The sequence below is a fragment of the Curtobacterium sp. APC 4022 genome (assembly GCF_030407555.1).
Lineage (GTDB): Bacteria > Actinomycetota > Actinomycetes > Actinomycetales > Microbacteriaceae > Curtobacterium.
This window is the reverse complement of record NZ_JASDDD010000012.1, coordinates 1-26,105: the sequence shown is the minus strand read 5'-3', so window position 1 is coordinate 26,105 and position 26,105 is coordinate 1. Positions and strand designations below refer to the sequence as shown.

The following is a 26,105-nucleotide window of genomic DNA, read 5'->3' as shown; positions in this document are numbered from 1 at the left end:
GAGTCCTGTCGAGGCGACCGTCTCGCGCTGAGTCGTCGGGCAAGCGCTGCGTCGTCCTGCACGCGCGGCGCCGTCCGTCGGACGGGTGGCCGCGTCAGCCGGTCGGGCGCCGGCGCAGGAGACAGACGACGAACACCAGCGCACCCCAGATGACAGCAGCGAGCACCGGCAGGAGTGCTCCGGTGGAACCAGCCGCGCTGAGTACCATCGTGACCCACACGGCGGCGATGCTCCCGGTGAAGGCCGAGACGATGCCGATGGTGGCGGCGGTCTGCAACGTCGTCGCGTCACTGGCGAGCGTGATCGACAGGACGGAGCAGATGAGCGCACCGGCCACGCCGGGCACCAGCATCGACCAGAAGGCGAAAGCCGTTGAACCCCATCCGTCGACGACGCCAGCGCCGCTCCAGTGCATCGGCACGCGCACCGGCGCGTCCGCCCAAGCAAGACGAACCACCGTGAGGACCACGGGAGGGACCCAGGACATCACCGCGGCGACGGCCAGGGCCGGGCTCACCGACCTCGCCGGACGGCCGAGCGATGCCGATGGCCGCACAGTGCGATCCTGCGCCGTCATGGATGGTGGACGGACACACGAGACGCTGCACGGTTCGCGGCGAATATCATCCAGACGAGTTCACCGGCGAAAGCCACGGCCGCCACCACCATCATCGCGGTCCCGGTCTTGGTGTCCGCGAGGGAGACGATCAACGCGACCACGATGACCGCGGTTCCCGTCAGGGCAGCCGGGACTGCGGCGCGATGCCCGACACGCCAGGCGGTCTCACCTCGCTGTGTCGCTGGGATGCGGAGTCCGATCCCGTGGTTCGGTTTGATCCAGCCCTTCGCGCAGACGAGGACCATCACCAGTACGAGGACTGAGACCACGGACCAGATGATCATGCTGTGCTCCTTTCACGTGCGACGTCGGCGCCGGCGAGGCGGTCGGCAACGGATTGTCCAGTCGGAGGCACGAGGCCGTAGGAGGCGACGACGGCTGTCCCGACCATCACCAGCGCGAACGACCACAGGCCCATGATGACCGCGATGCCAGCATGCAGGATGATCACACCGATCAGTCCGTACCGCTTGAAACGATGCGGCAGCAGGAATGCCACGGCGATACAGCACTCCCCGACGATGGTTCCCCAGGTGAGGAGAGCAGTACCGAGCGGGTGGGCGGTGACCGCGGTGATGACTGCACCTATGAGGCCGACACCTCCGAACATCGGGTCACGGACGATGTAGTACATCGCCGATCCGTTGGACCAGTCCGGCACCGCCAGCTTCGCGAGTCCGCTCTCGAAGTAGATGCCAGCGAGTTGGAGGCAGAGCGCGATCGAGGCTGCGTACCCGATCGCGGTCAGGACTGGCCGAGGTGTCGGCCCCGCGGGGATCCACGCGACCACTCGCCCGTTCGGCACGAGGACACCGATCAGGAGCGCGCAGCTGAAGACCGCGACCGCCTCGCCGCCGTCGGGCAGCGAGAGCGACACGGCCATCGAGATGGCTACCCACGCGTGCAGGATGCTCGTCCACCGGGGCGAGATGCCACTGATGACGAGGACACACACAGCGATCGCGATCCAGCGACCGGTCTCGTTGGGGGTGCTGGAACCGAGACAGAACAACGAGATGCCCCTCGGGCCGGCGCAGTACATCTCGGGCGAACGGCCGAGTACATCGGCAGTGAGGTTCGGCCAGCTCGTCATCGCAAGCGTCATCAGCTGTGCGAGCGCGATGATGGAGCGGCCCACTTGGGGCCGGACGGACTGGCCGTCGAATCGGTCGAGATTGCGGGCGAGCGTGTTGAAGACGTCCCGCAGATCCTGGACGGGCTTCATCTCGGGCACTCGACTTCCACGTCGGCGTACCGAGCGACCCGCACCGACTCCGGTACCGAGCCTCGGTAGGCCCACTTCACCGGCTCCTGCTGGACGATGCGGAACGAGCCGCAGAAGTGGTGCGTGTTGGTCTCGTTCGTCACCGTGACGAGCTTCCCGCCCGACGTGTCGAGGCATGCGGTGAGGTAGTCCTGGCAGGCGGTGAACCTGGGCACTGCAGCGGCGATGATCGCCAGTTCGGTGCTCTGCGCGCGTTGGTTCCGACTCAGGCCGAAGCCGTTCGCGGCATTGCTCTGCGGGAGCGAATCGGCGCGTTCCCAGACGCCGGTCGGGGACTTCTCGTACGGAACGAGCGTCACGCCCTCGGGGCTCTTCGTGAAGAAGGCCCAGCCTTGCGGGACGAGCACTTGCAGCGCCTGCCGTGGGCCGCCGTTCTCGACGCCGGCCAAGACGTTCGCGGACCAGGACGCCGTAACCGTGAGCGCCAGGAACCCGCACACGACCGCCATGGCGATGCCGAACGTTCGGCGGGCGGGACGCCCCGTCTCGGTCGAGGCGAGGCGTCCCGTCGTGTTGCGTTGGAGCATGCCGACTACAGCGATGCCCAGGAGCTGGCGTATCCCTCGCGTGCGATCGCGGAGGAGTCCCCTGGCTTCTGGTAAGCGAAGACCGCCAGCGCCGCCACCACGCCGATGACGCTGACAGCGAGAGACGCCGTGAGGGCGACCTGGACGCTGACGACGTAGTTCGAGAAGGCGTACACCTGCCCGTTGGCGGTTGCCGCGGTCGACGCCGCACGAACGGTCTTCTGCGACACCTGGTACCTTGCCGCGACTGCTTCCACGTCCTTGCTGAAGGCCCTGATCGACGCTTCCGCCTTGTACGGGTCACCGGCCTGAGCCTCCGCCGTCACGCGGCTGTGGAATGCCGGGTCGACGGACTCGAGATCGGAGAGCAGACGATCCGTCACCGAGGCTGGGGCCTCTGCGACCGTGGTGATGTTCATCTGCTTCAGGAGCTCCGGCTGCTCCGTCGCGATGGCTCCACGGCCGAACACGAGGAAGTCCACGATGTCGCGGTCGGAGTAGTGGAGCGAGCCCGTCGTGGCGGAGGCCACGGTGCGGGCTGCCGGTGCGGTGTCAGCCGCCGTGGCTGGTGCCGCCGAGATCGTCGTCGCAGCGACGAGAGCCGCGGCAGTCGACAACGTGATCATGGTGCGTGAGATCTTCATGGTTTCCCCTCGAATCCATGAGGTGCAGCGATGGTTCTGTCCCCAGTCGCGACATTGCAACCCCACGAACACGGTACATCTCCTTGTACCGAAGCGGAACCACCTGTCTACTGTGGTTCGTGCGCAGATCTGCGGTGGACGGCTGCCGGTGAGCAGGACGCCAGCGCGGGTCGGTACAGGCTCGAGAACCCCCGGCGGGAGGAGAACACATGTCCGGTGAGCAGCACGTGACACTCGCGCGAGGTCACCGGACACCCTTCTGGGTCCTCCTGACGACCTTCCTCGTCGTGAGTTCCGGAGGTGCTTGGCTGGTCGCGCTTCCGCTCTGGACGAGCAGCGCCGGTCTCGCGTCACCCGTGGCTCCGCTTCTCCTGCCGGCGATCATGTACACGCCTGCGGCTGCAGTGTTCGTGGTGGCATCGGTGCAATGGCAGCGACCTGGCGCAACCGCTCGCGAGTTGGGCATGTGGCCGCTGCGCCCCGTGAAACGCGTCCTGGGGCTGACGATCATCGCCGTCGCTGGCGCCCCGTTGCTGATCGCGATCGGAGTGTTCATCGCAGCAGGTTTCGGGTGGGTCCGTCTCGACCTGGTGCACTTGTCAGGGTTCCGCGAGACCCTCCGCGCCGCTGCAGGCCGAGCCGCCGACGCTGCGCCGCTGCAACTGATCGCGATCGTTCAGTTGGTGAGCATCCCGGTCGGCGCCCTGTTAAACGGACTCCTCACGTTCGGCGAGGAAGTCGGGTGGCGCGGCTGGCTCCTCCCACGGCTGCGATCCCGGATCGGGACGTGGCCTTCGCTCGTCTTGAGCGGGGCGATCTGGGGTCTGTGGCACAGCCCGCTCATCCTGCTCGGGTACAACTTCGGACAGCCGAACGTCTTCGGGGTCTTCCTCATGGTCGTCGGTTCCGTGTCCATCGGGATCCTCTTCGGTTGGTTGCGCCTCCGCAGCGGTTCGGTGTGGCCGTCCGTCTTCGCTCACGGTGCCCTCAACGCCAGCGCCAACCTGGTGGTGCTGTTCTCTTCCGCAGGTGATCGGGTCGACCCGGTACTCGCCGGGCCACTCGGAGCGGGTACCTGGATCGCCGCCGCCATCGTGATCACGGCACTCGTCATCGTGGGACAGTTCGCGCCCGCTCGCCTGGAGCCGATCCCGAGCCCGTCATCCCGGACCTCCGGTTCCGCGCTTCGGGCGCAGCGCGATCAGGTCGACGGCTGACCCTGCTGACGGTCGACAGGAATGCGCCAGGAAGGTCGTCCAGAGACCGAGGTGGTCATCTTGTTCCCCGGGACACGCGCGTCACGACCGCCCGTAGGAGCGCAGCCGCAGACTGTTCGAGACGACCAGCGTGGAGGAGAGTGCCATCGCTGCCGCCGCGATGAGCGGGTTGAGCAGGCCGGCCGCGGCGAGTGGGATCGCCGCGATGTTGTAGCCGAACGCCCAGACCAGGTTGACCCGGATGGTGCGGAGCGTCCTGCGGGAGAGCTGCACGGCGTCGACGACTGCGCGGAGGTCCTCGCGGACGATGATGACGTCGGCGGCCTTCATGGCGATGTCGGTGCCCTGGACGACGGCGATGCCGAGGGTCGCGGTGGCGAGCGCCGCGGAGTCGTTGACACCGTCGCCGACCATCGCGACGTGGTGTCCGTCCGCCTGCATCCGTTCGACGTGTCCGGCCTTCTCGTCGGGCAGGACACGGGCGATCACCTCGTCGACACCGACTTCCGCTCCGACGGCCGCGGCGGTGGCCTCCGAGTCGCCGGAGAGCAGGACGGTGCGGAGCCCGAGCGCCCGCAGTTGCGTGACGGCCTCGACGGCGCCGGGCCGGAGCATGTCCTGCACGGTGAGGACCGCAGCGACCTCGCCGTCGAGGGCGAGCAGCACCACGGTCGCGCCGGACGCTTCCCGTTCTGCAGCGACGGCAGTGACGCGGTCGCCGACGACCACTCCGGTGCCCTCCAGGAGCGCACGCCGGCCGATGACGCAGCGCCGGCCGCCGACGGATCCGGAGGCGCCGAGGCCCGCGTGCGCGACGAAGTCCTCGACGGGCCCCGGTGCGCCGACCCGTGCGCTGGCCGCGGCGGCGACGGCCTTGCCGATCGGGTGTTCGGACGCCGCTTCGAGGGCGCCGGCGGTCGTGAGCGCGGAGTCGGCGTCCGTGCTGAACGTGTCGATGGCGGTGAGGGTCATCCGACCCGTGGTCAGGGTGCCGGTCTTGTCGAACACGACGGTGTCGACACGGCCGCTCGCTTCCAGGGCATCGGGGCCCTTGATGAGGACACCGAGCTGGCCGCCGCGGCCGACGCCGACCATGAGCGCTGTGGGCGTGGCGAGGCCGAGCGCGCAGGGACAGGCGATGATGAGGACGGCGACGCCGTTGGCGATGGCGGTCGCAGCGGGTGCGCCGCTGGTCAGCCAACCGGCGGCGACGAGGACGGCGATGCCGATGACGACGGGCACGAACACGCTCGTGACGCGGTCAACGGTCCGCTGTACCGCGGCCTTCCGGCGTTGCGCGTCGTCGGCGACCGCCGCCATCTGCGCCAGGCGGGTCCGGGTGCCGACCGCGTCGGCACGGACGACGAGCCGGCCGTCCTGGACGAGGGTGCCACCGACGATCCGGTCACCGGCGGCGGTCTCGACCGGGACGGACTCACCGGTCATGGCGGACGTGTCGACGCTGGCGGCACCGTCCGTCACGGTACCGTCGACGGGGACCCGGCCGCCGGGGCGCACGACGACGTGGTCGCCGACGCGGACGGCGCCGAGTGGCGTCGTGCGCTCCTCGCCGTCGACGAGGACCTGCGCTTCGGTGACGCCGAGGTCGCCGATGGCTTCGAGGACGTCAGCGGCGCGTCGGCGGCTGCGGCTCTCGAAGTAGCGGCCGGCGAGTTGGAACGTCACCATGCCGGCCGCGACGTCGAGGTAGATCGAGTCGGCCCCCGCGGGGGTCGTGCCGAAGCCGAGCCAGTAGCCCGGGGTGGTGGCCGGGTCGACGAACAGGGTCCAGAGCGCCCACCCGAACGAGACGACGGCCCCGAGCGAGACGAGCGTGTCCATGCTCGTGCTGCGGTGTCGCAGCCCGCGGAGCGTCGCCCGGTGGAACGGCCATGCCGCCCACGTGACGATCGGGACCGCGAGGAGAACGCAGAGCGCTTGCCAACCCGGGAACCGCCAGGCGGGCACGAGGGCGAGGATGATCGTGACGTCGCACAGCGGGATCGTCAGCAGCGCCGCGACGGTCAGGCGTCGGCGGAGCGTCGTCGTCCGGGTCTCCGCGGCTCGAGCGCTCCACGCGTCGTCGCCGGGCATGTGCACGGCGGCGGTGTAGCCGGCGCGCTCGACCTGGGCGATCGCGACCGGGGCGTCGGCGGGTCCGAGCCCGCTGACGGTGGCGCGTTCGGTGGCGAAGTTGACGGAGGCGGTGACCCCGTCGAGCTTGCCCAGCTTGCGCTCGATGGCGTTGGCGCAGGCGGAGCAGGTCATCCCGCCGATGTCGAGCTCGAGGCGCTCTCCGACGAGGGGCGATGTGGTCGTGGTCACGGTTGCTCCCGGTGATCGGTGACGATCAGCGTCGGCCGGCCGTCAGCGGGCTCGCGATCGGTGGACGGGCCCGCGTCGTCGCGGGTGGTGAGTCGGCCGAGCATGGCGTTGTACTGCTCGTGGTCGTCGTCGAGGCCCCGGTCGGCGTGCCGGTCGGTGCGCTTCGCCTGCCGGGCGTCCTGCTTCGCCCACTGGGTGACGAGGGCGATGACGACCACGATGAGCGGCAGCTCGCCGGCAGCCCAGGCGATGCCGCCGGCGACGTACTGGTCGTGGGCGAGGCTGCCGATCCAGGGGACGTCGAGGTACTGGAAGTACGTCCCGGCGAGGAGGTCGGTGCTGGTCATCACGACCACGCCGAAGAACGCGTGGAACGGCATCGCGGCGAGCACCAGCCCGAGTTTGCCGATGTGCGGCAGCGGACGCGGCGGCGCATCGACGCCGATGATGAGCGCGTAGAAGACGTACCCGATGGCGAGGTAGTGCAGGGTCATCGCCTGGTGCGCCCAGTGGTACCGCATCGCCCAGCCGAAGAACGGCGTGAGGTAGATCACGTAGTACGACCCCACGAACACGGCGAGGACGTACACCGGGTTGTACGTCACGCGCAGCAGTCTCGAGTGCGTCACCGCCACGAGCCACTCGTGGGGGCCGGCGAAGTCGTCGCGACGGTGCGCCGTCGTCGCTCGGAGGAACAGGGTGACGGGGCCGCCGAGGACGAGCAGCAGCGGTCCGAGCATGTTCAGGCTCATGTGCAGCCCCATGTGCACGGCGAAGGACGCGGACGAGTACGGGCCGACCCCGGACGACGTGGTGATGACGACGGTGACCCAACCGAGCATCCATGCGCTGGTCCGGCCGTTCGACCAGTGGTCGCCCCGCCTCCGGAGCCGGACGACGGCAGCGGCGTACGCACCGACACCGACCAGGGAGACGACGAGGAAGAGGATGTCGACCCGGCCCGCGGTCCAGAGCGTGACGGGGGTGAGGGGCGTGTCGACCCGGTAGCCGAGGAAGAGCTGCTGCGCGTCGGTGGGCACGAAGTACACCGGCGGCGGGATCCGCGTCATGACCACACCGATCCCCGCCGCCACGATCAGCACCGCCGACAGCACAGCCGGAGCGCCGGGGGTCGCGAACCGCCGCGTGCTGAGCAGGACCGGGCCGGCGACTGCCGAGACGACACCGAGTTGGACGGCGAACAGGATCCCCGTCGGCACGGCCCACGGCGCGGTGCCAGCGAGTTCGACGGCGGCGATGACGACGGACCCGGTCAGCCACACGCCCCAGGCTGTGAGCGCGAGGACGCGGTACCGACGGAGCGTGGTCCGGCCGGGTCTCCCGCTCCGCCAGCGACGGGTGAGGCTGGCGGTCGCGCCGATCCAGATGCCGAACGCGGGAGCGGCGAACACGGCGGCGTCGCCCCCGAAGTCGTGGTTCGGGCCGACGAGGACCTGGGTGACCATCACGGGTGCGAGCAGCCCGACGGCGCCGATGCCGGCCAGGAGCAGGACGCTGACCCAGCTGCGGACCACGAAGGCGGCGGCGAGGATCGTGACCGCGATGCACGCCACCACGATCCACGCGCCCGGCAGGTAGCTGGCCTGCACCAGGTACCCGATCGCTCCCGGCTCGAGCAGCTTCGCGATCGGCTGCCCGTTCGCATCAGCGGCGTCCACGGCGATCAGCAGCACGGCAGCGGCCACCCACACGGTGGCCGCCAGCCGGACGACGGCGAGGTCGCGGTGGTTGTCGACGGCGGTCCGGGACCGTCGGGGAGTGAGGAACGCTGCCGTGACGAGGCCCCCGACGGTCAGGCCGCCGGCGACGTCCGCGACGAGGCGGAGCAGCGCGCTCGCCATCGCGGTCACCGTGCCGGGGTACCCGCGGCTGAGCCGGTCGTACGACGACGACCCGAGCAGCTCGACCGCCACCGCGACGACGACCACGGCGACACCGGCTCCCACCCAGGGCAGCGCTCGGACCACCGCCGCTCCGCGGAACGGCGGGCCCGACGACGCGTCCGGGTCCAGCGGCGCCCGGGCGTCAGGCACCGGCGAGCTCGTAGCCGGCCTCGTCGACCGCTCCGGCGACCGCCGCAGGGTCGGGCCGGCTCGGTGCGCTGACGACCACGAGACCCGTCGCGGCATCCGCGGTGACGGACACGACGCCGTCGATGGCTCCGAGTTCGCCGGCGACGCGACGTTCGCAGTGCTCGCAGGTCATCCCGACGACGTGGTACTCGAAGCGCTCCATGGGACGCATTCTACAAGACGTAGAACGCCAGCAGTGGACCACCGCCCGTTGATCGTGCCGCGACTCTACATGAGGTAGAAAAATTGTCTCTACAACTTGTAGAGTGGCGCCGCTCACTCCCGCGACGAGAGGTCCGTCCCCGTGTCACACAGCCTGCCGCTGTCCGTCCTGCTGACGGTGGTGTTCGCCGTGACGGCGGTCGGGTACCTCGGCTTCACCGTCCGTTCCGGGAGCACCGGGGTCTCGTGGCTCAGCGACGTCTTCCACGTGCTGATGAGCGTCGCGATGCTCGCGATGCCCTGGTCATGGGGCACGACCCTCGCACCACCGGTCCTGCAGGTCGTCGTGTTCGCGGCCGCGACGCTGTTCTACCTCGTCCTGACGCTCGGACACGGCCGGTACGGCGGGCACGCGCACCACGGGCCGGGTGGTTCCGGCCGACTGGTGGTGGCCTACCACGTGGTGATGATGGCGGCGATGATCGTGATGGGCGTCATGATGCTGCCGATGGCCGGCGGTGCGGCGATGTCGATGCCGGACATGGACATGACCGGCGGCGGAGGCGGCATGCACGCCGCGTGGGCGGGATGGACGCCGATCCGCTGGGTCCTCGTCGTCGTGTTCGCGGCCGCGACCATCTGGCTGCTGGTGCGCGTGACCGCGTCCGCGCGGGTCCGGCAACACCCACTCGCGCGCCTGGACGGCGTGCTCCTGCTGCTGATGAGTGCCGGCATGGCGCTCTCGTTCATCCCCACGAGCTGAGGACCGGAAGCCATGACCGCCACCGACGACCGCCCCACCACCGCGCCCCCGGCTGCCCCCTCGACACCGCGGTCGTCGCGGGACGGACAGCGCGGCTGGTTCGGGCAGCTCCTGCTCCGCCTGCACTTCTCCGCCGGCCTCTTCGTCGGCCCGTTCATCCTCATCGCCGCACTGTCCGGCGCCGTGTACGCACTGGGTCCGACGATCGAGCACGGTCTGTACCGGCACGAGCTCACCGCACCGTCGGCCGCAGCGGCGAAGCCACTGGCGGAACAGATCGACGCGGCCCAGGCCTACATCGACCGACACCACCCCGACGACACCCTCGCCGCGGTCCGCCCGGCACCCGAGCACGGCGCCACGACGCGGGTGATGTACGCGGAAGCGGGGCTGATGGAGTCCCAGAACCGTGCGGTCTTCATCGACCCCGGCACCGCCGAGGTCCGTGGTGACCTGCTCGTCTACGGCACCTCCGGAGCACTGCCGTTCCGCACCTGGGTGGACACGCTCCACCGGTCCCTGTTCCTCGGTGACGTCGGCCGGCTCTACAGCGAGACCGCAGCGTCCTGGCTCGGCGTCGTCTCCCTGGCCGGGCTCGGACTGTGGGTGGCCCGGATCCGGAAGACCCGAGCGAAGCGTGACATGGTCCGCCCGGCGCGCAGAGTGCGCGGCTACCGGCGCACCTCCTCCTGGCACGCCTCGACCGGCGTGTGGCTGCTCCTCGGTGCGCTGTTCCTGTCCGCGACCGGGATCACCTGGTCGCAGTACGGCGGCGCCAACGTCGACCAGCTCCGCGCCGCGCTCAGCTGGGGCACCCCGACGTTGGACACCGCACTCCCCGACGCCGGCGCCGCGCCCGCCCGCGGTGCGCACGCCGCCCACCACGCTCCAGCCGCCGCGGCCGGTGCCGGGTCCGCATCGGTGACGCCGGCGGAGTTCGACGACGTCCTCGCAGCGGCCGAGCACGCGAACATCCACTCCTCGGAGGTGCAGATCACCCCACCGACGTCGGCGGACCAGGCGTGGACGGTCGCGGAGATCAAGCGGTCCTACCCGACCGCGGTGAACTCCGTCGCGATCGATCCGCGGGACATGAGCGTGGTGTCCGAGACGGACTTCGACACCTACTCGCTGCCCGCGAAGCTCGCCCGGTGGGGCATCGACACGCACATGGGGACGATGTGGGGACTGCCGAACCAGATCCTGCTGTTCGTCACCGCGCTCGGCATCGCCGTGATGGTCGTCTTCGGCTACGTCATGTGGTGGCAGCGCCGCCCGACCGGTGGGCGCGTCGGGCGGGCCCCCGCCGCCGGCGCCCTCGCGAGGGCACCGTGGTGGGGCTCCGGTCTCGTGGCGGTCGGCGCGATCGTCATCGGCGCGTTCCTGCCCGCCCTCGGCGTCACCCTGCTCGCCTTCGTCGTCGCAGACGTCCTCCTCACGAGCCGCTCGCGCCCGCCTCGAGCCACGCCGACTCCCCCGAGACGATGACGCACTCCGCAGCGCGAGGTATCAGCGAGCCGACGTCGGACGGGAGGCCCGTGGTCACCGCACCACGGGCCTCCCGTCCGCCTCGCGGCAGCGACGCCGCCTACGCGGCGACCAGGTACTCGTCCCAGTCCGGCTGCGGACGCTCGATCCCGCGCACCACCCACGCCGACCCGTGCGGGGCCTTCGGCGGGAAGCGCAGTGCCCAGCCCATCTCCCGCGGAGTGCGGTCCCCCTTGACGTTGTTGCACGCCAGGCAGCACGCGACGAGGTTCTCCCACGAGTCCCGGCCACCGCGCGACTTGGGCTGCACGTGGTCGATCGTGGTGGCGTTCCGGCCGCAGTAGGCGCAGCGGTTGGCGTCGCGGCGGAGGACCCCGCGGCGGGACACCGGGATGAGCCGGGACTGCGGGATCCGCACGTACCGGGTGAGGATGATCACGGACGGACGGTCGAAGCTGACGGCCGCGCCCGTGACCGGGTGCATGGTGTCGGCGGCCACGACAGAGGCCTTCTGGTTCATGACGAGGACCAGGGCTCGACGGAACGAGATCACCGCGAGGGGCTCGTAACCGGCGTTGAGGACGAGAGTGCGCATGGGTTCCCTTCCGACGTGCCTGGACGGCTTCCAGGCGGTACGGGCACCGGGCCGGTCGGCGTCGAGCGGGTGATCAGAGCCACCGGCACCCCGGGGCAGGGGCCGGCCGGACCGCTCCGCCAGGGGCGGGCAGGTCCGCAAACACGAAGAGCACCACCCGTCAGGGCAGTGCTCTGGTCAGTCGCGCGCGTGCCGGGGCACGCAGGCTGTGGTCGTCCGTATGTCGACATGCGCGCGCCGACCCATGGTGCGGGTCGTGCGTGACGTCGACATGTGGTCTCCCGTTCGGGTCGAGTCGAACCGATGCGTGCAGGCTAACCCAGAAACCGGCCCCGCACGAGAGGTGCGGGGCCGGTTCTGACGGTGTTCACATGCTCGACGGCAGCGCGTCGGACGAGGTCATCGGAGGGTGGGGTCTGGTCGTCAGATCCCGAAGCGGACGATGTGGTAGTCGCTCGTCCAGATCGGGCGGATCGAGACCGCGCCGCCGGGCTTCGGGGCGTCCATGATCATGCCGTTGCCCATGTAGAAGCCGTCGTGCGCCTCGTTGTTGAAGATGACGACGTCGCCGGGCTGGGCCTCGGACGTCGGGATCGTCGTGCCGGCCTGGTCCTGCAGCGGGACCGAGTGCGCCAGGTTGATGCCGTACTGCGCGTAGACGTACATGACGTACCCGGAGCAGTCGAAGCCGGCCGGGGTGGCGCCGCCGAAGACGTACGGGGTGCCGATGTACTGCTTCGCGGTGGCGACGACGGCCGGCAGCGAGAACGGCGTGCCGGCGGGGACCGGGGTGGCGGCCGACGCAGCAGACGACGTCGTGTTCGCGGTGTTCGCGGTGTTCGTCGTCGAGCTGGCGAGGTAGTCCTTCGCCGTCTTGCCCTTGTAGGCGTACTGGGCGGCAGCGGCGGCGCGGGCGGCCTCGACCTGCTTCGCACGCTCGGCGTCGGCGCGGGCGGTGAGCGTCGCGGTCGAGGTCGCATCGAAGCCGTCGCGCGAGGTGTCGGCGACGCCGGCTGCTGCCGACACGTCGAACTCCTGCGACTGGGCGGCAACGAGCGACTGCTGGGCCGTCTCGGCGGTGGTGCTCGGCTGCGTGCTCGCGAAGGCGGCGGGGACGGCCATCGTGCCGAACATGCCGGCGGCGACCGCAAGGACCACGGGGGCCATGAAGCGGCGCTTGCGCGAGGCAGCGGTCGGCTTCGCAGCGGGGGTCGCGGTGCGGGCCACGCCGAGGGCGCTGCCGGCACGGACCGGGGTGGACGCCGAGCGCGGGGCCTGCGTGCGGGCGACCGGTGCGGAGGAGGTGCGGGCCGGGGTGGACGCCGTACGGGCGAGCGGGCGGCGGGAGGCGCGCTCCGCTGCTTCGCGTGCTGCCCTGCGGGTGAGGGGAGCTGCGGCGTCACCGGTGTTCGTCGGGTTCGCGGTCGTCGAGTCGTCCGCGGCGGTTCCGGTGTGGGTCAAGGGGGAGTCTCCGGCGCCTCGTCAGCACCCGCCGGGAGGGTGACCCGGCGCGTACGACCCCATCCGTTCGTCATCGTTTCCGACTCAGGCAGGAGACGGGTCATGAGACGTCCTGCCACGGGCCCCCGCGATCGCTGCTCCCGGGGACTCGTCGAGTGTACGGGTGCACTGTCGCCATGTCGAGATGAAACCGTGATCCGGTAACGATTCGGTGAAGAAACCCTGGTCAGAGGGTCTTACCGATTCTCTCAGGCGGGCCGGGCCATGCAGATCGGCCAAGAACCGGTCTTGTACCCCCGGCTCGTACCCCGTATGGTTCGCCACCACGAGGACCCAGGCGCGAGCTCACCGCGGCGATCCCGGTCCACCAACAGACCCTCGTGCTGTGACGCCCGGCACCTCGGCCCGGGCTGTGCCGGCGGGCGACACGTCACTCGCCGGAGAGGTCCTCGGCGATGTCGTCGGCGTTGCCGGGGAAGCACAGCGAGACCGCCTGCACGGTGTAGTTCCCGGGGTATGCGTACGCGCTGATCGACGCGATCTTCCCGCCACCGCTGCCGATGACCGCCGGACCGTCGCTCGACTCTCGGCGGACGACCTGCATCCCCCGGGACTTCCAGTGCTCCTCCATCCGGGTGGCGTCCTCGTCGGGCGACCCCTCGAGCGTGCTCCCGGTCAGGTAGCGCCACTGCGCTCCTGGCGTGCCGTCCTCGAGTTCGCAGTCTTCCGGGTAGTCCGGGCCGGTGCGCGCCTTCCACTCCCCACCGAGTCGTCCGGTGGCGTCGTCGACGGCTTCGATCATCTGCTGCTTCGCGGTGTCGGCGTCCACGGTCGGCTCCGTTCGTCCTGGTGCTGCGGTGTCGGGTCCCCGCAGGACACAGCCTGCGAGCACGGTGGTGGTGGCCGTCATGACGAGGACGCCCGCGACGGCGCGCCTCGCCGTGGTCCATCGTGTGGTGGTCGTCGTCGTCATCGTCCCGCCATCCACCAGGGCTTCCCGTCGATCAGGTCCTGGTCTCGCTTCGTCGGTGGTTTCGGGTGGTACGCGGTCGCATCGTCCTCGTGCCCCGTCGTGACCCGCCCCACGTTGTACACGGACTCGGTGTCGGCGTCCAGGTAGCCGGACCGGTCACCGGTGAGCGGGTCGTGGTTGAGGACCGGCTTCCGGTCCGCCGCGTCGGCGGGGTTCGAGTCCGTCCCGAAGACCGTCGCACCGAAGGCCTCTCGGGACGGGTCCACGTGGTGCCCGGGTGCCGTGCGTCCCAGCGCTGCGAGGTGGTCGCCCTGTCCGGCCTCGTCGGGGAGGACGTTCCGTGCCTGGCCGACGTAGACGTGCTCGGCGTGCACCTTGCCGGCCGAGTCGACCGCGTTCGGCAGGCCGGCGGACCCCAGCGCCACGAACCGGTCGACGTGCGCATCCGTCGTCGAGAGCGCCTGTGCCGAGACGGTCGTGCCGTACGAGTGCGCGACGACGTTGGTCTCGGGCATCCGTCCGGCTCGCACGGCGCCGAGGCCGTCGATCGACGCGGCCAGCCGAGGCGCACCGGCCTCGGCCTTGCCCATCCCGAGGACGGTGGTGGCGTCAGGCGCCTCGTAGCCGATCCAGGCGAGCACCGCTCGGTCCGGCGGGTTCCCACTCCGTCCTTGCTCGTCGTAGATGTTCTGCGCAGCCCGGGTCCAGCTGCTCATGTCGGCCGTGGTCGTGTCCATGCCCGGGACGGCCCAGGTCACGTCGTCGGCGGTGTCGAGGTCGCCGATGGAGACCGACGCGAGCGGCGGGTGGTCGTCGGTCAGAGAGATGAGCGACCGCGCTCCCTCGGCGTCCTTCGGCTTCGCCAGAGCCGCGTTGACGTTCCGCAGCGACTTCAGGTCCTTCTCCAGCACGGCCATCCGTGCCAGCACCGCGTTCGACGCGTCGCGGGAGAACGGGAGGGACGCCTCCAGGCGGTCGAGCTCGAGCTCGATGTCGCCCATCCGCTGGTTGAGCACGACCGTGTTCGCGGTGCTCCGCGCCCAGTAGGGGACGCCCTCGAGGTTGCCGAGCTGTGCGAGCACCGACGTCGGCAGCCCTTCGAGCGCCGTTCGGTCGGCCTTCGTCAGCCCGAGTTCCGCCCACTTCGCAGCGACCTCCGCGGGGGTGAGACCCGAGGCGAAGAGCGCCTGTACCGCGGGAGCGCGCTGGCCCATCGTCGCGATGTCGAGCAGGACGTCCGACAGCGAACCACCTCCGGCGTCCTCGAACGCGCCCGCGGTCTTCGTCATCCAGGAGCGGTCCTCGCCGTTCTCGTCGACGTACCGTTCGAAGCCCTGGGCGACGCTCTTCCGGTCGAAGTCGACCCATCCGCAGGAGGACGTGAAGGTGTTCCACGCCGAGCGGACGCTCACCGCTTCGGTGTGCGCCGCGATGTCCAGGCCGGACGTGGTGGAGACGAACCCGCGCAGCGCGGCGGGATCAGCCGAGCTCTTCCCCCCGCTGCCGCCCCCGGCGTACCGCGCGCGCTCCCGCGCTCGGAACTCCGCGTCGACGACGGGTCGGGTGCCGGGCTCGTTCGACGGCTCCCGGTCGACGACGGCGTCCCAGGTGTCCACGACGGCGTCGGCGAGGACCCCGACACCGGACTGTACCGCTGCCGTTCGACGCTCGCTCTCCCGCGCCGTCCACGCCGCGTGCTCGCGGATGCGCTCGCGCTCACGTTCGGCAGCGGCGACGGCGGCGTCGACCGCGGTGGCGAGGTCGGTGAGCACGCCGACGAGCTTCGACCGGTCCTCGGACTCGATCACGACGGCGTCCTGGAACCGGTCGGCGTAGGACCCGGCGAAGTCCGCGAGCGCGGACTCCGCTGCCGACGACCGCGATCCGCTCTGCCCGCGCAGCGTCTCGGCGGCCGCCCGCGCAGTCCGGGCCATCGCCTTCGCGTCGCCTGCGTCGAACTCGATGTCCGCCACTGTCCCTCCCCCGGTCGGCGTTGCAGTTCCCCCTGGCGCAGGTTACCTCACCCGTGTGCCTGTGAGCAGGACCGCCGCTCTGATCGCCGGAGCACGGCGCGCTCAGAGCACGTCGTCCCGGCCGCTGATCTCGAGCGCGGCCACCACGCCCTTCACCCGCCGGCCGTCGGGTCCCGTCGTCGGCGCGTCCTCGCCGACGATGACCCGCGTCCGACGGGCGTCCAGGGAACGGACGGGGCACGCCCGGACAGGGGAGACCGTTCCTGCCCCTCGGTGCGGCGGGCGAGGAGACGTCAGTCGACGCTGATGTAGACGTGCTGCGCGACCTCGGTCGGCAGCTCGATGCCCGAGTCCTCGCCCTCGACGCGGACCGACACGTACGCCCCGGCTCGCTGCACACTGGCCGTCCGGCCCGGCATCACGCCGGCCGACCGCAGCTGGTGCAGCAGCTCCGGCTCGAACTGCACGGGCTCACCCAGGCGGCGGATGACCCCGGTCGCCACGGCGTCGGTGTCGTCGGTCGCGGCCACGATGTTGTGCACGCCGTCGAGGAACCCGGCAGCCGTGGGGCCACCGATCTCCGCCAGCCCCGGGATCGGGTTGCCGTAGGGCGACTCCGTCGGATTGCCGAGCATCTCCAGCAGGCGCACTTCCACCTGCTCGCTCATCACGTGCTCCCAGCGGCAGGCCTCGTCGTGGACGAACGCCCAGTCCAGGCCGATGACGTCGGCGAGCAGGCGCTCCGCCAGCCGGTGCTTGCGCATCACGTGGGTGGCGCGGGAACGACCGGTGTCGGTGAGCTCCAGGTGCCGGTCCCCGGAGACGACGACGAGGCCGTCGCGCTCCATCCGTGCGATCGTCTGCGACACCGTCGGACCGGAGTGGCCGAGGCGCTCCGAGATCCGGGCGCGCAGGGGCACGATCCCCTCTTCTTCGAGGTCGAGGATGGTGCGGAGGTACATCTCCGTGGTGTCGACGAGATCGGTCACGGTCCGCCTCTCATGGTCCGGGCCCAGCCCGACCCACACTACTTGCTGGGACCGACCAGCCGGCACCGACACCGTGCGCTGTGCGCGGACGGCGGACGGGAGGCCCGGCACGGCCCCGCCACACAGCCGCCGGTCCGCCGTCCCGTCCGGTCGGTCCAGGTCGGGCGGACCCGCGCCGTCGCTAGGATCGGCCCATGGCAGACATCGTCATCCCAGCCGACCTCCTCCCCACCGACGGCCGCTTCGGATGTGGTCCGTCGAAGATCCGCGGAGCGCAGCTCGAGACCCTCGTCACCCGCGGCGCCACGGTCCTCGGGACCTCGCACCGCCAGAAGCCCGTCAAGGACCTGGTCGGATCGGTCCGCCAGGGCCTCGCCGACCTGTTCCAGGTGCCGGACGGCTACGAGGTCGTCCTCGGCAACGGCGGCTCGACCGCCTTCTGGGACGCCGCGGCCTTCGGCCTCATCGAACGCCGGGCCGAGAACCTGTCCTTCGGTGAGTTCGGGTCGAAGTTCGCCAAGGCCGCCGGCGCACCCTGGCTCGAGGCACCGCACGTCGTCGAGGCCCCTGGCGGATCCCGCGCCGAGCTCGAGATCGTCGCGGGCGTCGACGTCTACGCCTACCCGCACAACGAGACCTCGACGGGCGTCATGGCCCCGGTCGTCCGCGCCGCCGGGGACCCAGGCGCGCTCACCGTCGTCGACGCCACGAGCGCTGCCGGTGGTGCCGCGTTCGACGTCGACCAGACCGACGTGTACTACTTCGCGCCGCAGAAGAACTTCGCCTCGGACGGCGGGCTCTGGCTCGCACTGTTCTCCCCCGCCGCGATCGAGCGGGTCGAGCGGATCGCCGCGTCCGACCGGTACATCCCGGAGTTCCTGTCGCTCAAGAACGCCGTCGACAACAGCCGGCTGAACCAGACGCTGAACACCCCGGCGATCACGACCCTGCTGCTCCTCGACGACCAGGTGCGGTGGATGAACCAGTCCGGCGGGTTGGCGTGGGCGGACCTCCGCACGAAGACGTCGTCCGCGACGCTGTACGACTGGGCCGAGGCGTCCGACTACGCGACGCCGTTCGTCACCGACCCGGCGCACCGGTCGCAGGTCGTCGTCACGATCGACCTCGACGACTCCGTCGACGCGAAGGCCGTGGCCGCCACGCTCCGCCAGAACGGCATCGTCGACACCGAGCCGTACCGGAAGCTCGGCCGCAACCAGCTCCGCGTCGCGACGTTCACCGCGATCGACCCGGACGACGTTCGACTGCTGACGCGGGCGATCGACCACGTGGTCGCCGCCCTGGCGAGCTAGACCGCACCCTCCCGCGAAACGCAACGGGGGCGGCATCACGCAACGGAGTACCGCTGCGAGATGCCGCCCCCGTTGCGTTTCAGGGAAACAGCGCGTGTTGCGGGGTCAGGAACGGTGGAAGCCGGGGTCGACCTCGGTGCTGTCGAGCTGCTCGAGGTCCAGGTCGTCGTCCGGGTCGACCGGGCGGACACGGCGGGTGCGGCGGCGGCCACGGGCGGGAGGCGGCGGGACGTCGTCCTCGTCGTCATCGTCATCGTCGTCCGACTCGTCGTCGTCTTCGTCGTCCGACTCGTCATCGTCGTCCGACTCGTCATCGTCGTCGTCCGCGTCGAAGTCGTCGTCCTCGTCGTCCTCGTCCGACTCCTCGTCACCCTCGTCGTCCTGCGCCGCGCGGTAGTCCGCCAGCCGCTCGGACCACGGCACCCACTCCGGGGCGAGCAGCGACCCGTCGCCGGGCATCAGCTCGACCTCGAGCACGGTGGGCTCGTCACCCTCGACGTGGGCGATGCTGACGGTCCAGCGCCACCCCGGGTAGCCGGGCATGCGGTTGGCGAAGAGGACAGAGACGACGCCGTCGCCCTCGTCCACGGTGCCGACGGGGCTGCCGACGGTGGCTTCCGGGGTGATCTCGAGCAGTGCGCCGCGGGCGAGCTCGGTGAGGTCGGTGGTCATCTCAGGCGTCCAACTGGTCGGCGACGTGTCGCAGGATGGTGGCGATCCGCTCACCGTTCTTCGGGTAGCGACCGCGCTTCAGGTCACCGCTGATCCGGTCGAGTTCCTTCACGAGGTCCTCGACGATCACGGCCATGTCGTCGGCGGAGCGCCGGGTCATCTTGGCGAGGGACTGCGGGGCCTCGAGGATCCGGACGGTCAGCGCCTGGGTCCCCTTCTTGCCCTGCACGACCCCGTACTCGAGCTTGGTGCCGGCCTTCACCGTGGTCACACCGTCGGGCAGGGAGGAGGCGTGCAGGAAGACCTGGTCGCCGTCGTCTCCGGAGATGAAGCCGAAGCCCTTCTGGTCGTCGTAGAACTTGACCTTGCCGCTGGGCATGCTGGGACTCCTCGTTACATGGACGGCCGCGGTGCGTCGGATATCCTGGGTCGATGGCCAAGCCGACCCGATCCACCGGGGACCCCCGCACTGCTGCGGAACCCCCGGCGACGTTCAATCGTACCGAACGCACGCTCGCGTTCATGGTCGGGGGGATCGTCTGCCTCATCCTGGCGTGCTTCGTCGTCATGATCATCGGGTGGTTGACGATGAAGCAGATCCCGGGCGACGGCATCTGGCCGGTCGCACTCGGGGTGGTCTACTTCGGTCCGCCGATCGCCTTCGTGCTCATGCTGACGCTCCTGGTCATCACCTGGACGCGCAAGGCCCGGCAGCACCGCGCAGAGGCGCGCTGACGTCCGCCCCGGACGCCGGCGAAGGACGATGACGACCACGACGGACCTCGCCGCACGACTGCGCGAGCTCCCGGACGACGCGCTGGAACGGCTCGTTCTGGCCCGCGCACTCCCGACCGCCGCTCTCGGCGAGTCCGGTCCGCAGCACATCGCGGACTTCTTCGACCTTGCCGAGGCACTCCGCACCGACGACGCGGTGGACGCCGCGATCGAGCGGCTGCCCCGCCGCGCGCTGGTCGCACTCCGCGACGGTGGCTCACCGGACGACCTCGCCCCAGCCGTCGCGCTCGGCCTCGCCGACGACTCCGGTGCGGTGGACGACGCGGTCGCGGCACGACTCGCCGCACGCCCGGAACTCGTCACGGACGCTCCGGGAGGCACGGCACCGGCCCGCCCCGACACCTCCGACCGCCAGTCGGTCGCCGACGACGACCGCTCCCGCGCTGCCGGTGCCGAGCACGCCTTCGAGACGCTCACGGTGCTGGCCGAGCTCCTCCGCGCCGCCGACGCCGGTGCCGTGCGGGAACTCGCGAAGGGCGGCATCGGTGCGCCCCTCGCCCGACAGCTCGGCGAGCGTGCAGGTGCCGACGCGGCCGCGGTGCCGGACCGTCTGGCGCTGCTCGACCGGATCGGGGCCGCACATCCGGAAGACGGCTCGTGGAAGGTCTCGGACGCCGGGCACACCTGGCTGCGGTCCTCGTGGCCGGAACGCTGGGCCACGGTCGTGCACGACTGGCGGGCGGCGCTCGACCCCGCGGTGGCCGAGGTCCTCGGCCTCGCCGACGACGACCTCGGCGACCTGGTGTCGCTCGGCCGCTGGGCGTACCCGGCCGGCTCGCGCTGGCTCGACGCCGCACTGCTCGACGCCTCGGGCACGGCCCGGGTCTTGGGGCTCGCGGTCGACGGGCGTCTGACCACGACCGGTCGGGCCCTGCTCGGGGACGACCCGGACGCCGCTCGTGCTGCCGCCGCGGCCGACCTGCCCGGCACCGTCGACGGGGTGTACCTGCAACCGGACCTCACCGTCATCGCACCGGGTCCGCTCGCACCCGCCGACGACGACGACCTCCGAGCCGTCGCCGACCTCGAGGCTCCCGGACTCGCGGCGCGCTACCGGGTGTCCGAGGACTCGATCCGCCGTGCGCTCCGTGACGGCCGCACCCGCGACGACGTGGTGGCGCTGTTCACCCGGATCGGCGCGACCGAGGTCCCACAGCCGCTGACCTACCTGATCGACCAGGTCGCGACCCGTGACGGCAGTGTCGTGGTGGACCGTGGCGAGGGGGACCTCGGCTCGGTGCTGCACGGCACCCCGGAGCAGCTCGACCTCATCGGGGTCGACGCCGAACTCCGACAGTTGGCGTGGGAGCGACCCGACCTGACCACCCTCGTGACGAAGTACCCGCCGCACGTCGTGGCGAGTGCGCTCGAGGACCAGCGGTACCCGGCCGTGCTCGCGGCGGGGGCGCGCCCGGAGACGCGATCCGGGCCTCCCGTCCGACGACGCGCACCGAGCCGGTCCCCGGAGCAGGCGGCACGGGCGCTGGTCGAGCGTCTGCGTCTGACGACGGAACGCGGCGACGCGGAACCGGAGCAGGAGTGGCTGGCGCGGCAGATCGACATGGCGGTGCGCGGTCGCACGCCGATCCGTGTCACCGTGCGGATGCCGGACGGATCGGAGCGGCCGTTCTCGATCGTGCCGACCTCGGTCGCCGCCGGGCGCGTCCGCGGCAAGGACACCGCGGTCGACGTCGAACGGACGCTGCCGCTGTCCCTCGTCGTCGGCATCGAGAGCGACGCCTGACGGTCGCGCTGTGGACAACCGGGTAACGCACCGGCTGCGCCGCCTAGGCTGATCCGTCATGAACGGACCGCTGATCGTGCAGAGTGACCGCACCGTGCTCCTCGAGGTCGCGCACCCTCAGGCTGAGGACGCCCGGCACGCGTTGGCGGTGTTCGCCGAGCTCGAACGCGCCCCGGAGCACGTGCACACGTACCGCATCACGCGGCTCGGGTTGTGGAACGCGCGTGCTGCCGGGCACGACGCGGCGTCGATGATCGACACGCTCGAACGGTTCGCGAAGTTCCCGGTGCCGCAGAGCGTGACGGTGGACATCGAGGACACCGTCTCGCGGTACGGCCGGCTCGTCATCCGGCGTGAAGAGCGCGAGGACGCCCCCGTCATCGCGAACTCCCCGGGCGAGGAGCTCGAGCAGCAGCCCGCCCTCGTGCTCACCGCGTCGGACCCGGCGGTCCTCGCCGAGGTCGTCCGGTCCAAGCGCATCCAGCCGCTGCTCGGCGAACGTCGCTCCGAGAACGCCGTCGAGCTGCAGGCGTGGGCCCGCGGACAGGTGAAGCAGGAGCTCGTGAAGATCGGCTGGCCGGCCGAGGACCTCGCCGGGTACACGCCGGGGCAGCCGCACCAGATCGACCTCGACACCGCGGACTGGGACCTCCGGCCGTACCAGCACGAGGCCGTCGACAGCTTCTTCCAGCAGGGCTCCGGCGTCGTCGTGCTGCCCTGTGGCGCCGGCAAGACCCTCGTCGGTGCCGGGGCGATGGCGACCGTCAAGGCGACCACGCTCATCCTCGTCACGAACACCGTCTCGGCACGGCAGTGGCGGACGGAGCTCCTCCGCCGCACCACCCTGACCGAGGCCGAGATCGGCGAGTACTCCGGCAGCGTCAAGGAGATCCGACCCGTCACGATCGCGACGTACCAGATCCTCACGGCCCGTCGGAAGGGCGTGTACACGCACCTCTCGCTCCTCGACGCCCTCGACTGGGGGCTCGTGGTCTACGACGAGGTGCACCTGCTGCCGGCACCGGTCTTCAAGCTGACGGCGGACCTCCAGGCCCGTCGACGCCTCGGCCTCACCGCCACCCTGGTTCGTGAGGACGGCCGGGAAGGCGACGTGTTCTCCCTGATCGGGCCGAAGCGCTACGACGCTCCGTGGAAGGAGATCGAGGCGCAGGGCTACATCTCCCCCGCCGAGTGCTACGAGGTCCGCATCGACCTGTCCCACGAGGACCGCCTGGAGTACGCGGCGTCCAGTGACGACGAGCGCTACCGGCTGGCAGCGACGTCCCCGGCGAAGACCCCCGTGGTCCGCGACCTCATCGAGAAGCACCGCGGCGAGCAGATCCTGGTGATCGGCCAGTACATCGACCAGCTCGACGAGCTCGCAGCTTCCCTCGACGCCGCCGAGATCACGGGCGCGACTCCCGTCGACGAGCGCGAACGGCTGTACCAGGCGTTCCGCGAAGGCAGCATCGACGTGCTCGTCGTCTCGAAGGTCGCGAACTTCTCGGTCGACCTGCCCGACGCGACCGTGGCGATCCAGGTGTCCGGCTCGTTCGGGTCCCGACAAGAAGAGGCCCAGCGACTCGGGCGTCTGCTCCGGCCGAACAAGGACGGGGTCCCGGCGTCGTTCTACACGCTCGTCACCCGCGACACGGTCGACCAGGACTTCGCGCAGAACCGGCAACGGTTCCTGGCGGAGCAGGGGTACTCGTACACGATCCTCGACGCCGACCAGTTGGCCGCTCCCGTCGCGTAGGGACGGGTGCCGCCGGTTGCGGCGGTCCCTAGCCGACACACGAACGGCTCCCAGGAAGTGGCCAGGGAACAGCCAGATGATGGTCACATGACCGACGGACCCAAGATCCTCATCGTCGACGACGAGCCGAACATCCGCGATCTCCTCACGACCTCGCTTCGCTTCGCCGGTTTCGCCGTGCGGGCGGTCGGGAACGGGGCACAGGCGATCTCCGCCGTGCTCGAAGAGGAGCCGGACCTCATCATCCTCGACGTCATGCTCCCCGACATGAACGGGTTCGGCGTGACCAAGCGCCTCCGTTCGTCGGGCTACACCTCGCCGATCCTCTTCCTCACGGCGAAGGACGACACCGAGGACAAGATCACCGGCCTCACGGTCGGCGGCGACGACTACGTGACGAAGCCGTTCTCCCTCGACGAGATCGTCGCCCGCATCAAGGCGATCCTGCGCCGGACGATGAACGACGAAGAAGACGCGATCATCCGCGCCGGCGAACTCACGATGGACCAGGACACGCACGAGGTCACCATCGGCGATGCGCAGATCGAGCTCTCCCCCACCGAGTTCAAGCTGCTCCGCTACCTCATGCTCAACCCGAACCGCGTGCTCTCGAAGGCGCAGATCCTCGACCACGTGTGGGAGTACGACTTCAACGGCGACGCCGGCATCGTGGAGTCCTACATCTCGTACCTCCGTCGGAAACTCGACCAGTACTCGGCCGAGCCGATCATCCAGACCAAGCGTGGCTTCGGCTACATGCTCAAGGCGACCAAGGCCTCCTGAGCAGTCACAGCTGACTGTCGGCGGCCGTCGGGTTCTCCCCGGCGGCCGCCGCTTACTGTTGGGGAAGCATGCACGCGCGAATGAGTCACTGGTGGGACGCGATCTCCCTCCGCACCAAGATCACCGGGATCACCGTCCTCCTGGTCGCGCTCGGCCTGCTCGTCGCCGGGCTCGGCACGATGACGGTGCTGAGTACGTACCTGATGCGGCAACTCGACACGCAGGTGACGACCACCAGCTCGCAGCTCGAAGGCCAGAACGTCAGCGACGGTGAGCAGTACTGCAAGCTGTCGATGGTGCTCGAGAAGAGCTCCTACGTCGCCGCGTACGACGGTCGTGGCAAGCAGATCTGCGACACGGAGTCGCCGTCGCAGCCGGACGTCTCCCGCGTGCGCTTCTCGTCGGCGGCCTCCACCGCGGCGCCCTTCAGCCTGTACGACGAGCAGCACAACCACGAGTGGCGTGCCCAGGTCATCCCCGCGAACCTGCAGAACCTCTCCACCGGGGCCACCGAGACCGGCTACGTGCTCGTCGCGGTCTCCAGCGCCGGCACCGACCAGACCATCGCGCAGTTCACCGTCATCTTCCTGCTGTTCGGCATCTCGGTGATCCTGCTCGGGGCGATGCTCACGCGCCTCCTGGTCACCGCCACGTTCGACCCGCTGCGGAACGTCGAGGACACGGCTGCCCGCTTCGCTGCCGGGGACTTCAACCAGCGCCTCGACGCGGACACCCCGAACACCGAGGTCGGCCGGCTGAACCGCTCCCTCAACGCCATGCTCGAGCGGATCGACGACGCGTTCGAGGACCGCGAGCGCACGATCGACCAGATGCGCCGCTTCGTCGGGGACGCCTCGCACGAGCTCCGGACGCCGCTGGTGTCCCTCCGTGGGTACGCCGAGCTCTACCGGATGGGTGCGCTCCGCAAGGAAGAGGACGTCGCGCAGGCGATGGACCGCATCGAGAAAGAGGCCAAGCGCATGGGCCTCCTGGTGCAGGACCTGCTGCAGCTCGCCCGCATCGACGAGTCGAAGCCGCTCGAGCTCGGCCCGGTCGACCTCGTCACCATCGCCCGCGACTCCGCGCTCGACACGATGGCCTCCAACCCGGACCGTGAGATCCAGGTCCTGGTCGAGGACTCGCTCACCGGCGAGAACGTCCCGCAGGCGGTCCGGCCGATGAGCTCCTTCGGTGCCGCCGTCGAGGTCTCCGGCAGCCCGTCCGTCCCCGCCTCGCCGCCGCTCAACACCACCGGGCCGATCGCGTTCTCACGCCAGACGATCGCGCGCCTCCGGGCTCGGCGTACCCGGGCGATGAGCCTCGACACCAAGAACCCGAACGACGAGACCACTCCCCTGCCGACGATCGTGCTGCCCAAGCGGCCGCCGATCGTCCTGGCAGAGGAGAACAAGGTCCGCCAGATCGTCACGAACCTGATGGGCAACGCCATGCGGTTCACCGAGCACGACGACCCGATCGAGATCGGCATCGGCGTGGACGACGAGCGCGAGATGGCCCACATCGACGTCATCGACCACGGTGAGGGCATCCCGCCGCAGTTGCGCGAGAAGATCTTCCAGCGCTTCTGGCGCGCCGACACCTCGCGCGCGCGGGACACCGGCGGCTCGGGCCTCGGACTCGCGATCGTGTCGGGCATCGTGCACGCGCACCACGGGTCGGTCGAGGTGTTCGACACCCCGGGCGGCGGTGCCACCTTCCGCGTGTGGCTGCCGCTGCTGCCGCGCGAGGGCGCACCCGCCCCCCCCGCCCTGTCCTGACGGACGGCGCACCTCCGCCTCCGCCCGCGCCGAGGTCGCACGAACTGCCGCGGCAGCCCGTTCCAGGCGGCACTTCGTGCAACCTCGGCGCCGGTTAGACGGCATGTCGAGCGACCCCGCCGGTCGCATCTCGGCCTTGGCCCTGGCCCT

At 70.5% G+C, this 26,105-nt stretch carries 24 protein-coding genes; 9 read left to right on the top strand and 15 right to left on the bottom strand.

Going from position 1 to position 26,105, the window contains the following annotated elements; genetic code table 11:
- Positions 1-94: 94 nt before the first annotated feature.
- The 5 genes from QL987_RS05845 to QL987_RS05825 all read right to left on the bottom strand — a co-directional run bounded on the left by QL987_RS05845 (position 95) and on the right by QL987_RS05825 (position 3,075).
- Complete coding sequence (locus QL987_RS05845; protein ID WP_290156728.1) at positions 95-556, bottom strand: DUF1648 domain-containing protein; 462 nt, start codon at positions 554-556, stop codon at positions 95-97.
- 17 nt (positions 557-573) lie between these two features.
- Positions 574-903: an SdpI family protein gene (locus tag QL987_RS05840; protein ID WP_290156727.1), complete on the bottom strand. Its 330-nt coding sequence runs from the start codon at positions 901-903 to the stop codon at positions 574-576.
- A complete protein-coding gene (locus tag QL987_RS05835) occupies positions 900-1,844 on the bottom strand; it encodes a sporulation-delaying protein SdpB family protein (protein ID WP_290156726.1) in 945 nt (314 codons plus the stop codon). The genes QL987_RS05840 and QL987_RS05835 overlap by 4 nt, the downstream gene beginning before the upstream one ends.
- Positions 1,841-2,293, bottom strand: coding sequence for an SdpA family antimicrobial peptide system protein (locus QL987_RS05830; protein WP_290156725.1), 453 nt, complete (start codon positions 2,291-2,293; stop codon positions 1,841-1,843). The genes QL987_RS05835 and QL987_RS05830 overlap by 4 nt, the downstream gene beginning before the upstream one ends.
- 143 nt (positions 2,294-2,436) lie before the next feature.
- Entirely contained in the window at positions 2,437-3,075 is a 639-nt protein-coding gene (locus tag QL987_RS05825) for a hypothetical protein (protein ID WP_290156724.1), read from the bottom strand.
- 482 nt (positions 3,076-3,557) lie between these two features.
- Here QL987_RS05825 and QL987_RS05820 point away from each other — a divergent pair, with 482 nt between their 5' ends.
- On the top strand, positions 3,558-4,292 hold the full coding sequence (locus QL987_RS05820; RefSeq protein WP_290156723.1) for a CPBP family intramembrane glutamic endopeptidase: 735 nt from the start codon (positions 3,558-3,560) through the stop codon (positions 4,290-4,292).
- An 81-nt stretch (positions 4,293-4,373) separates the two neighbouring features.
- Here QL987_RS05820 and QL987_RS05815 read toward each other — a convergent pair whose 3' ends face one another.
- From QL987_RS05815 to QL987_RS05805, 3 genes are read right to left on the bottom strand one after another with little or no spacing between them, the layout of a single operon-like run.
- Complete coding sequence (locus QL987_RS05815) at positions 4,374-6,617, bottom strand: heavy metal translocating P-type ATPase (RefSeq protein ID WP_290156722.1); 2,244 nt, start codon at positions 6,615-6,617, stop codon at positions 4,374-4,376.
- Entirely contained in the window at positions 6,614-8,671 is a 2,058-nt protein-coding gene (locus tag QL987_RS05810) for a cytochrome c oxidase assembly protein (RefSeq protein WP_290156721.1), read from the bottom strand. The genes QL987_RS05815 and QL987_RS05810 overlap by 4 nt, the downstream gene beginning before the upstream one ends.
- Positions 8,664-8,873, bottom strand: coding sequence for a heavy-metal-associated domain-containing protein (locus QL987_RS05805; RefSeq protein WP_290156720.1), 210 nt, complete (start codon positions 8,871-8,873; stop codon positions 8,664-8,666). Before QL987_RS05805 ends, QL987_RS05810 begins: the two co-directional genes overlap by 8 nt.
- Positions 8,874-9,014: 141 nt before the next feature.
- Between QL987_RS05805 and QL987_RS05800 the strand changes: the two genes are divergently transcribed.
- Both QL987_RS05800 and QL987_RS05795 read left to right on the top strand, forming a co-directional pair.
- Positions 9,015-9,635 carry a DUF5134 domain-containing protein gene (locus QL987_RS05800; RefSeq protein ID WP_290156719.1) on the top strand — a complete coding sequence of 207 codons (621 nt, stop codon included), beginning with the start codon at positions 9,015-9,017 and terminating at the stop codon, positions 9,633-9,635.
- Positions 9,636-9,647: 12 nt separating this feature from the next.
- On the top strand, positions 9,648-11,123 hold the full coding sequence (locus tag QL987_RS05795; protein WP_290156718.1) for a PepSY-associated TM helix domain-containing protein: 1,476 nt from the start codon (positions 9,648-9,650) through the stop codon (positions 11,121-11,123).
- A gap of 100 nt (positions 11,124-11,223) precedes the next feature.
- Here the strand turns inward: QL987_RS05795 and QL987_RS05790 are convergent, their stop codons facing one another.
- The 5 genes from QL987_RS05790 to QL987_RS05770 form a co-directional block, all read right to left on the bottom strand.
- Positions 11,224-11,718, bottom strand: a complete 495-nt coding sequence (locus QL987_RS05790; protein ID WP_111073774.1) for an HNH endonuclease — start codon at positions 11,716-11,718, stop codon at positions 11,224-11,226.
- A 423-nt stretch (positions 11,719-12,141) separates the two neighbouring features.
- Positions 12,142-13,179 (bottom strand): C40 family peptidase, encoded by a 1,038-nt coding sequence (locus tag QL987_RS05785; protein ID WP_290156717.1) that lies wholly within the window; start codon positions 13,177-13,179, stop codon positions 12,142-12,144.
- A gap of 430 nt (positions 13,180-13,609) precedes the next feature.
- Entirely contained in the window at positions 13,610-14,008 is a 399-nt protein-coding gene (locus QL987_RS05780) for a hypothetical protein (protein ID WP_290156716.1), read from the bottom strand.
- 140 nt (positions 14,009-14,148) lie between these two features.
- Positions 14,149-16,125 carry an alpha/beta hydrolase gene (locus QL987_RS05775; RefSeq protein ID WP_290156715.1) on the bottom strand — a complete coding sequence of 659 codons (1,977 nt, stop codon included), beginning with the start codon at positions 16,123-16,125 and terminating at the stop codon, positions 14,149-14,151.
- A 293-nt stretch (positions 16,126-16,418) separates the two neighbouring features.
- The gene (locus QL987_RS05770; RefSeq protein WP_111073778.1) at positions 16,419-17,114 is read right to left on the bottom strand and encodes a metal-dependent transcriptional regulator; all 696 of its coding nucleotides are present in this window, start codon (positions 17,112-17,114) and stop codon (positions 16,419-16,421) included.
- A 194-nt stretch (positions 17,115-17,308) separates the two neighbouring features.
- Between QL987_RS05770 and serC the strand changes: the two genes are divergently transcribed.
- Positions 17,309-18,427 carry a phosphoserine transaminase gene (gene serC / locus QL987_RS05765; RefSeq protein WP_290156714.1) on the top strand — a complete coding sequence of 373 codons (1,119 nt, stop codon included), beginning with the start codon at positions 17,309-17,311 and terminating at the stop codon, positions 18,425-18,427.
- 105 nt (positions 18,428-18,532) lie between these two features.
- On the opposite strand, the gene QL987_RS05760 is transcribed toward serC, so the two are convergent.
- Positions 18,533-19,099, bottom strand: coding sequence for a DUF3027 domain-containing protein (locus tag QL987_RS05760; RefSeq protein ID WP_290156713.1), 567 nt, complete (start codon positions 19,097-19,099; stop codon positions 18,533-18,535).
- 1 nt (position 19,100) lies between these two features.
- Positions 19,101-19,478 (bottom strand): cold shock domain-containing protein, encoded by a 378-nt coding sequence (locus QL987_RS05755; RefSeq protein ID WP_111073781.1) that lies wholly within the window; start codon positions 19,476-19,478, stop codon positions 19,101-19,103.
- A gap of 53 nt (positions 19,479-19,531) precedes the next feature.
- On the opposite strand from QL987_RS05755, the gene QL987_RS05750 reads away from it, so the two are divergent.
- The 5 genes from QL987_RS05750 (at position 19,532) to QL987_RS05730 (ending at position 25,955) form a co-directional block, all read left to right on the top strand.
- Positions 19,532-19,834 (top strand): multidrug ABC transporter ATPase, encoded by a 303-nt coding sequence (locus tag QL987_RS05750; protein WP_166780236.1) that lies wholly within the window; start codon positions 19,532-19,534, stop codon positions 19,832-19,834.
- Positions 19,835-19,862: 28 nt separating this feature from the next.
- The gene (locus QL987_RS05745) at positions 19,863-21,638 is read left to right on the top strand and encodes a helicase-associated domain-containing protein (protein WP_290156712.1); all 1,776 of its coding nucleotides are present in this window, start codon (positions 19,863-19,865) and stop codon (positions 21,636-21,638) included.
- A gap of 58 nt (positions 21,639-21,696) precedes the next feature.
- Positions 21,697-23,394 (top strand): DNA repair helicase XPB, encoded by a 1,698-nt coding sequence (locus tag QL987_RS05740; RefSeq protein ID WP_111073784.1) that lies wholly within the window; start codon positions 21,697-21,699, stop codon positions 23,392-23,394.
- Positions 23,395-23,481: 87 nt separating this feature from the next.
- Positions 23,482-24,177: a response regulator transcription factor gene (locus QL987_RS05735; RefSeq protein ID WP_110824090.1), complete on the top strand. Its 696-nt coding sequence runs from the start codon at positions 23,482-23,484 to the stop codon at positions 24,175-24,177.
- Positions 24,178-24,245: 68 nt separating this feature from the next.
- On the top strand, positions 24,246-25,955 hold the full coding sequence (locus QL987_RS05730) for a HAMP domain-containing sensor histidine kinase (RefSeq protein WP_290156711.1): 1,710 nt from the start codon (positions 24,246-24,248) through the stop codon (positions 25,953-25,955).
- Positions 25,956-26,105: the final 150 nt, after the last annotated feature.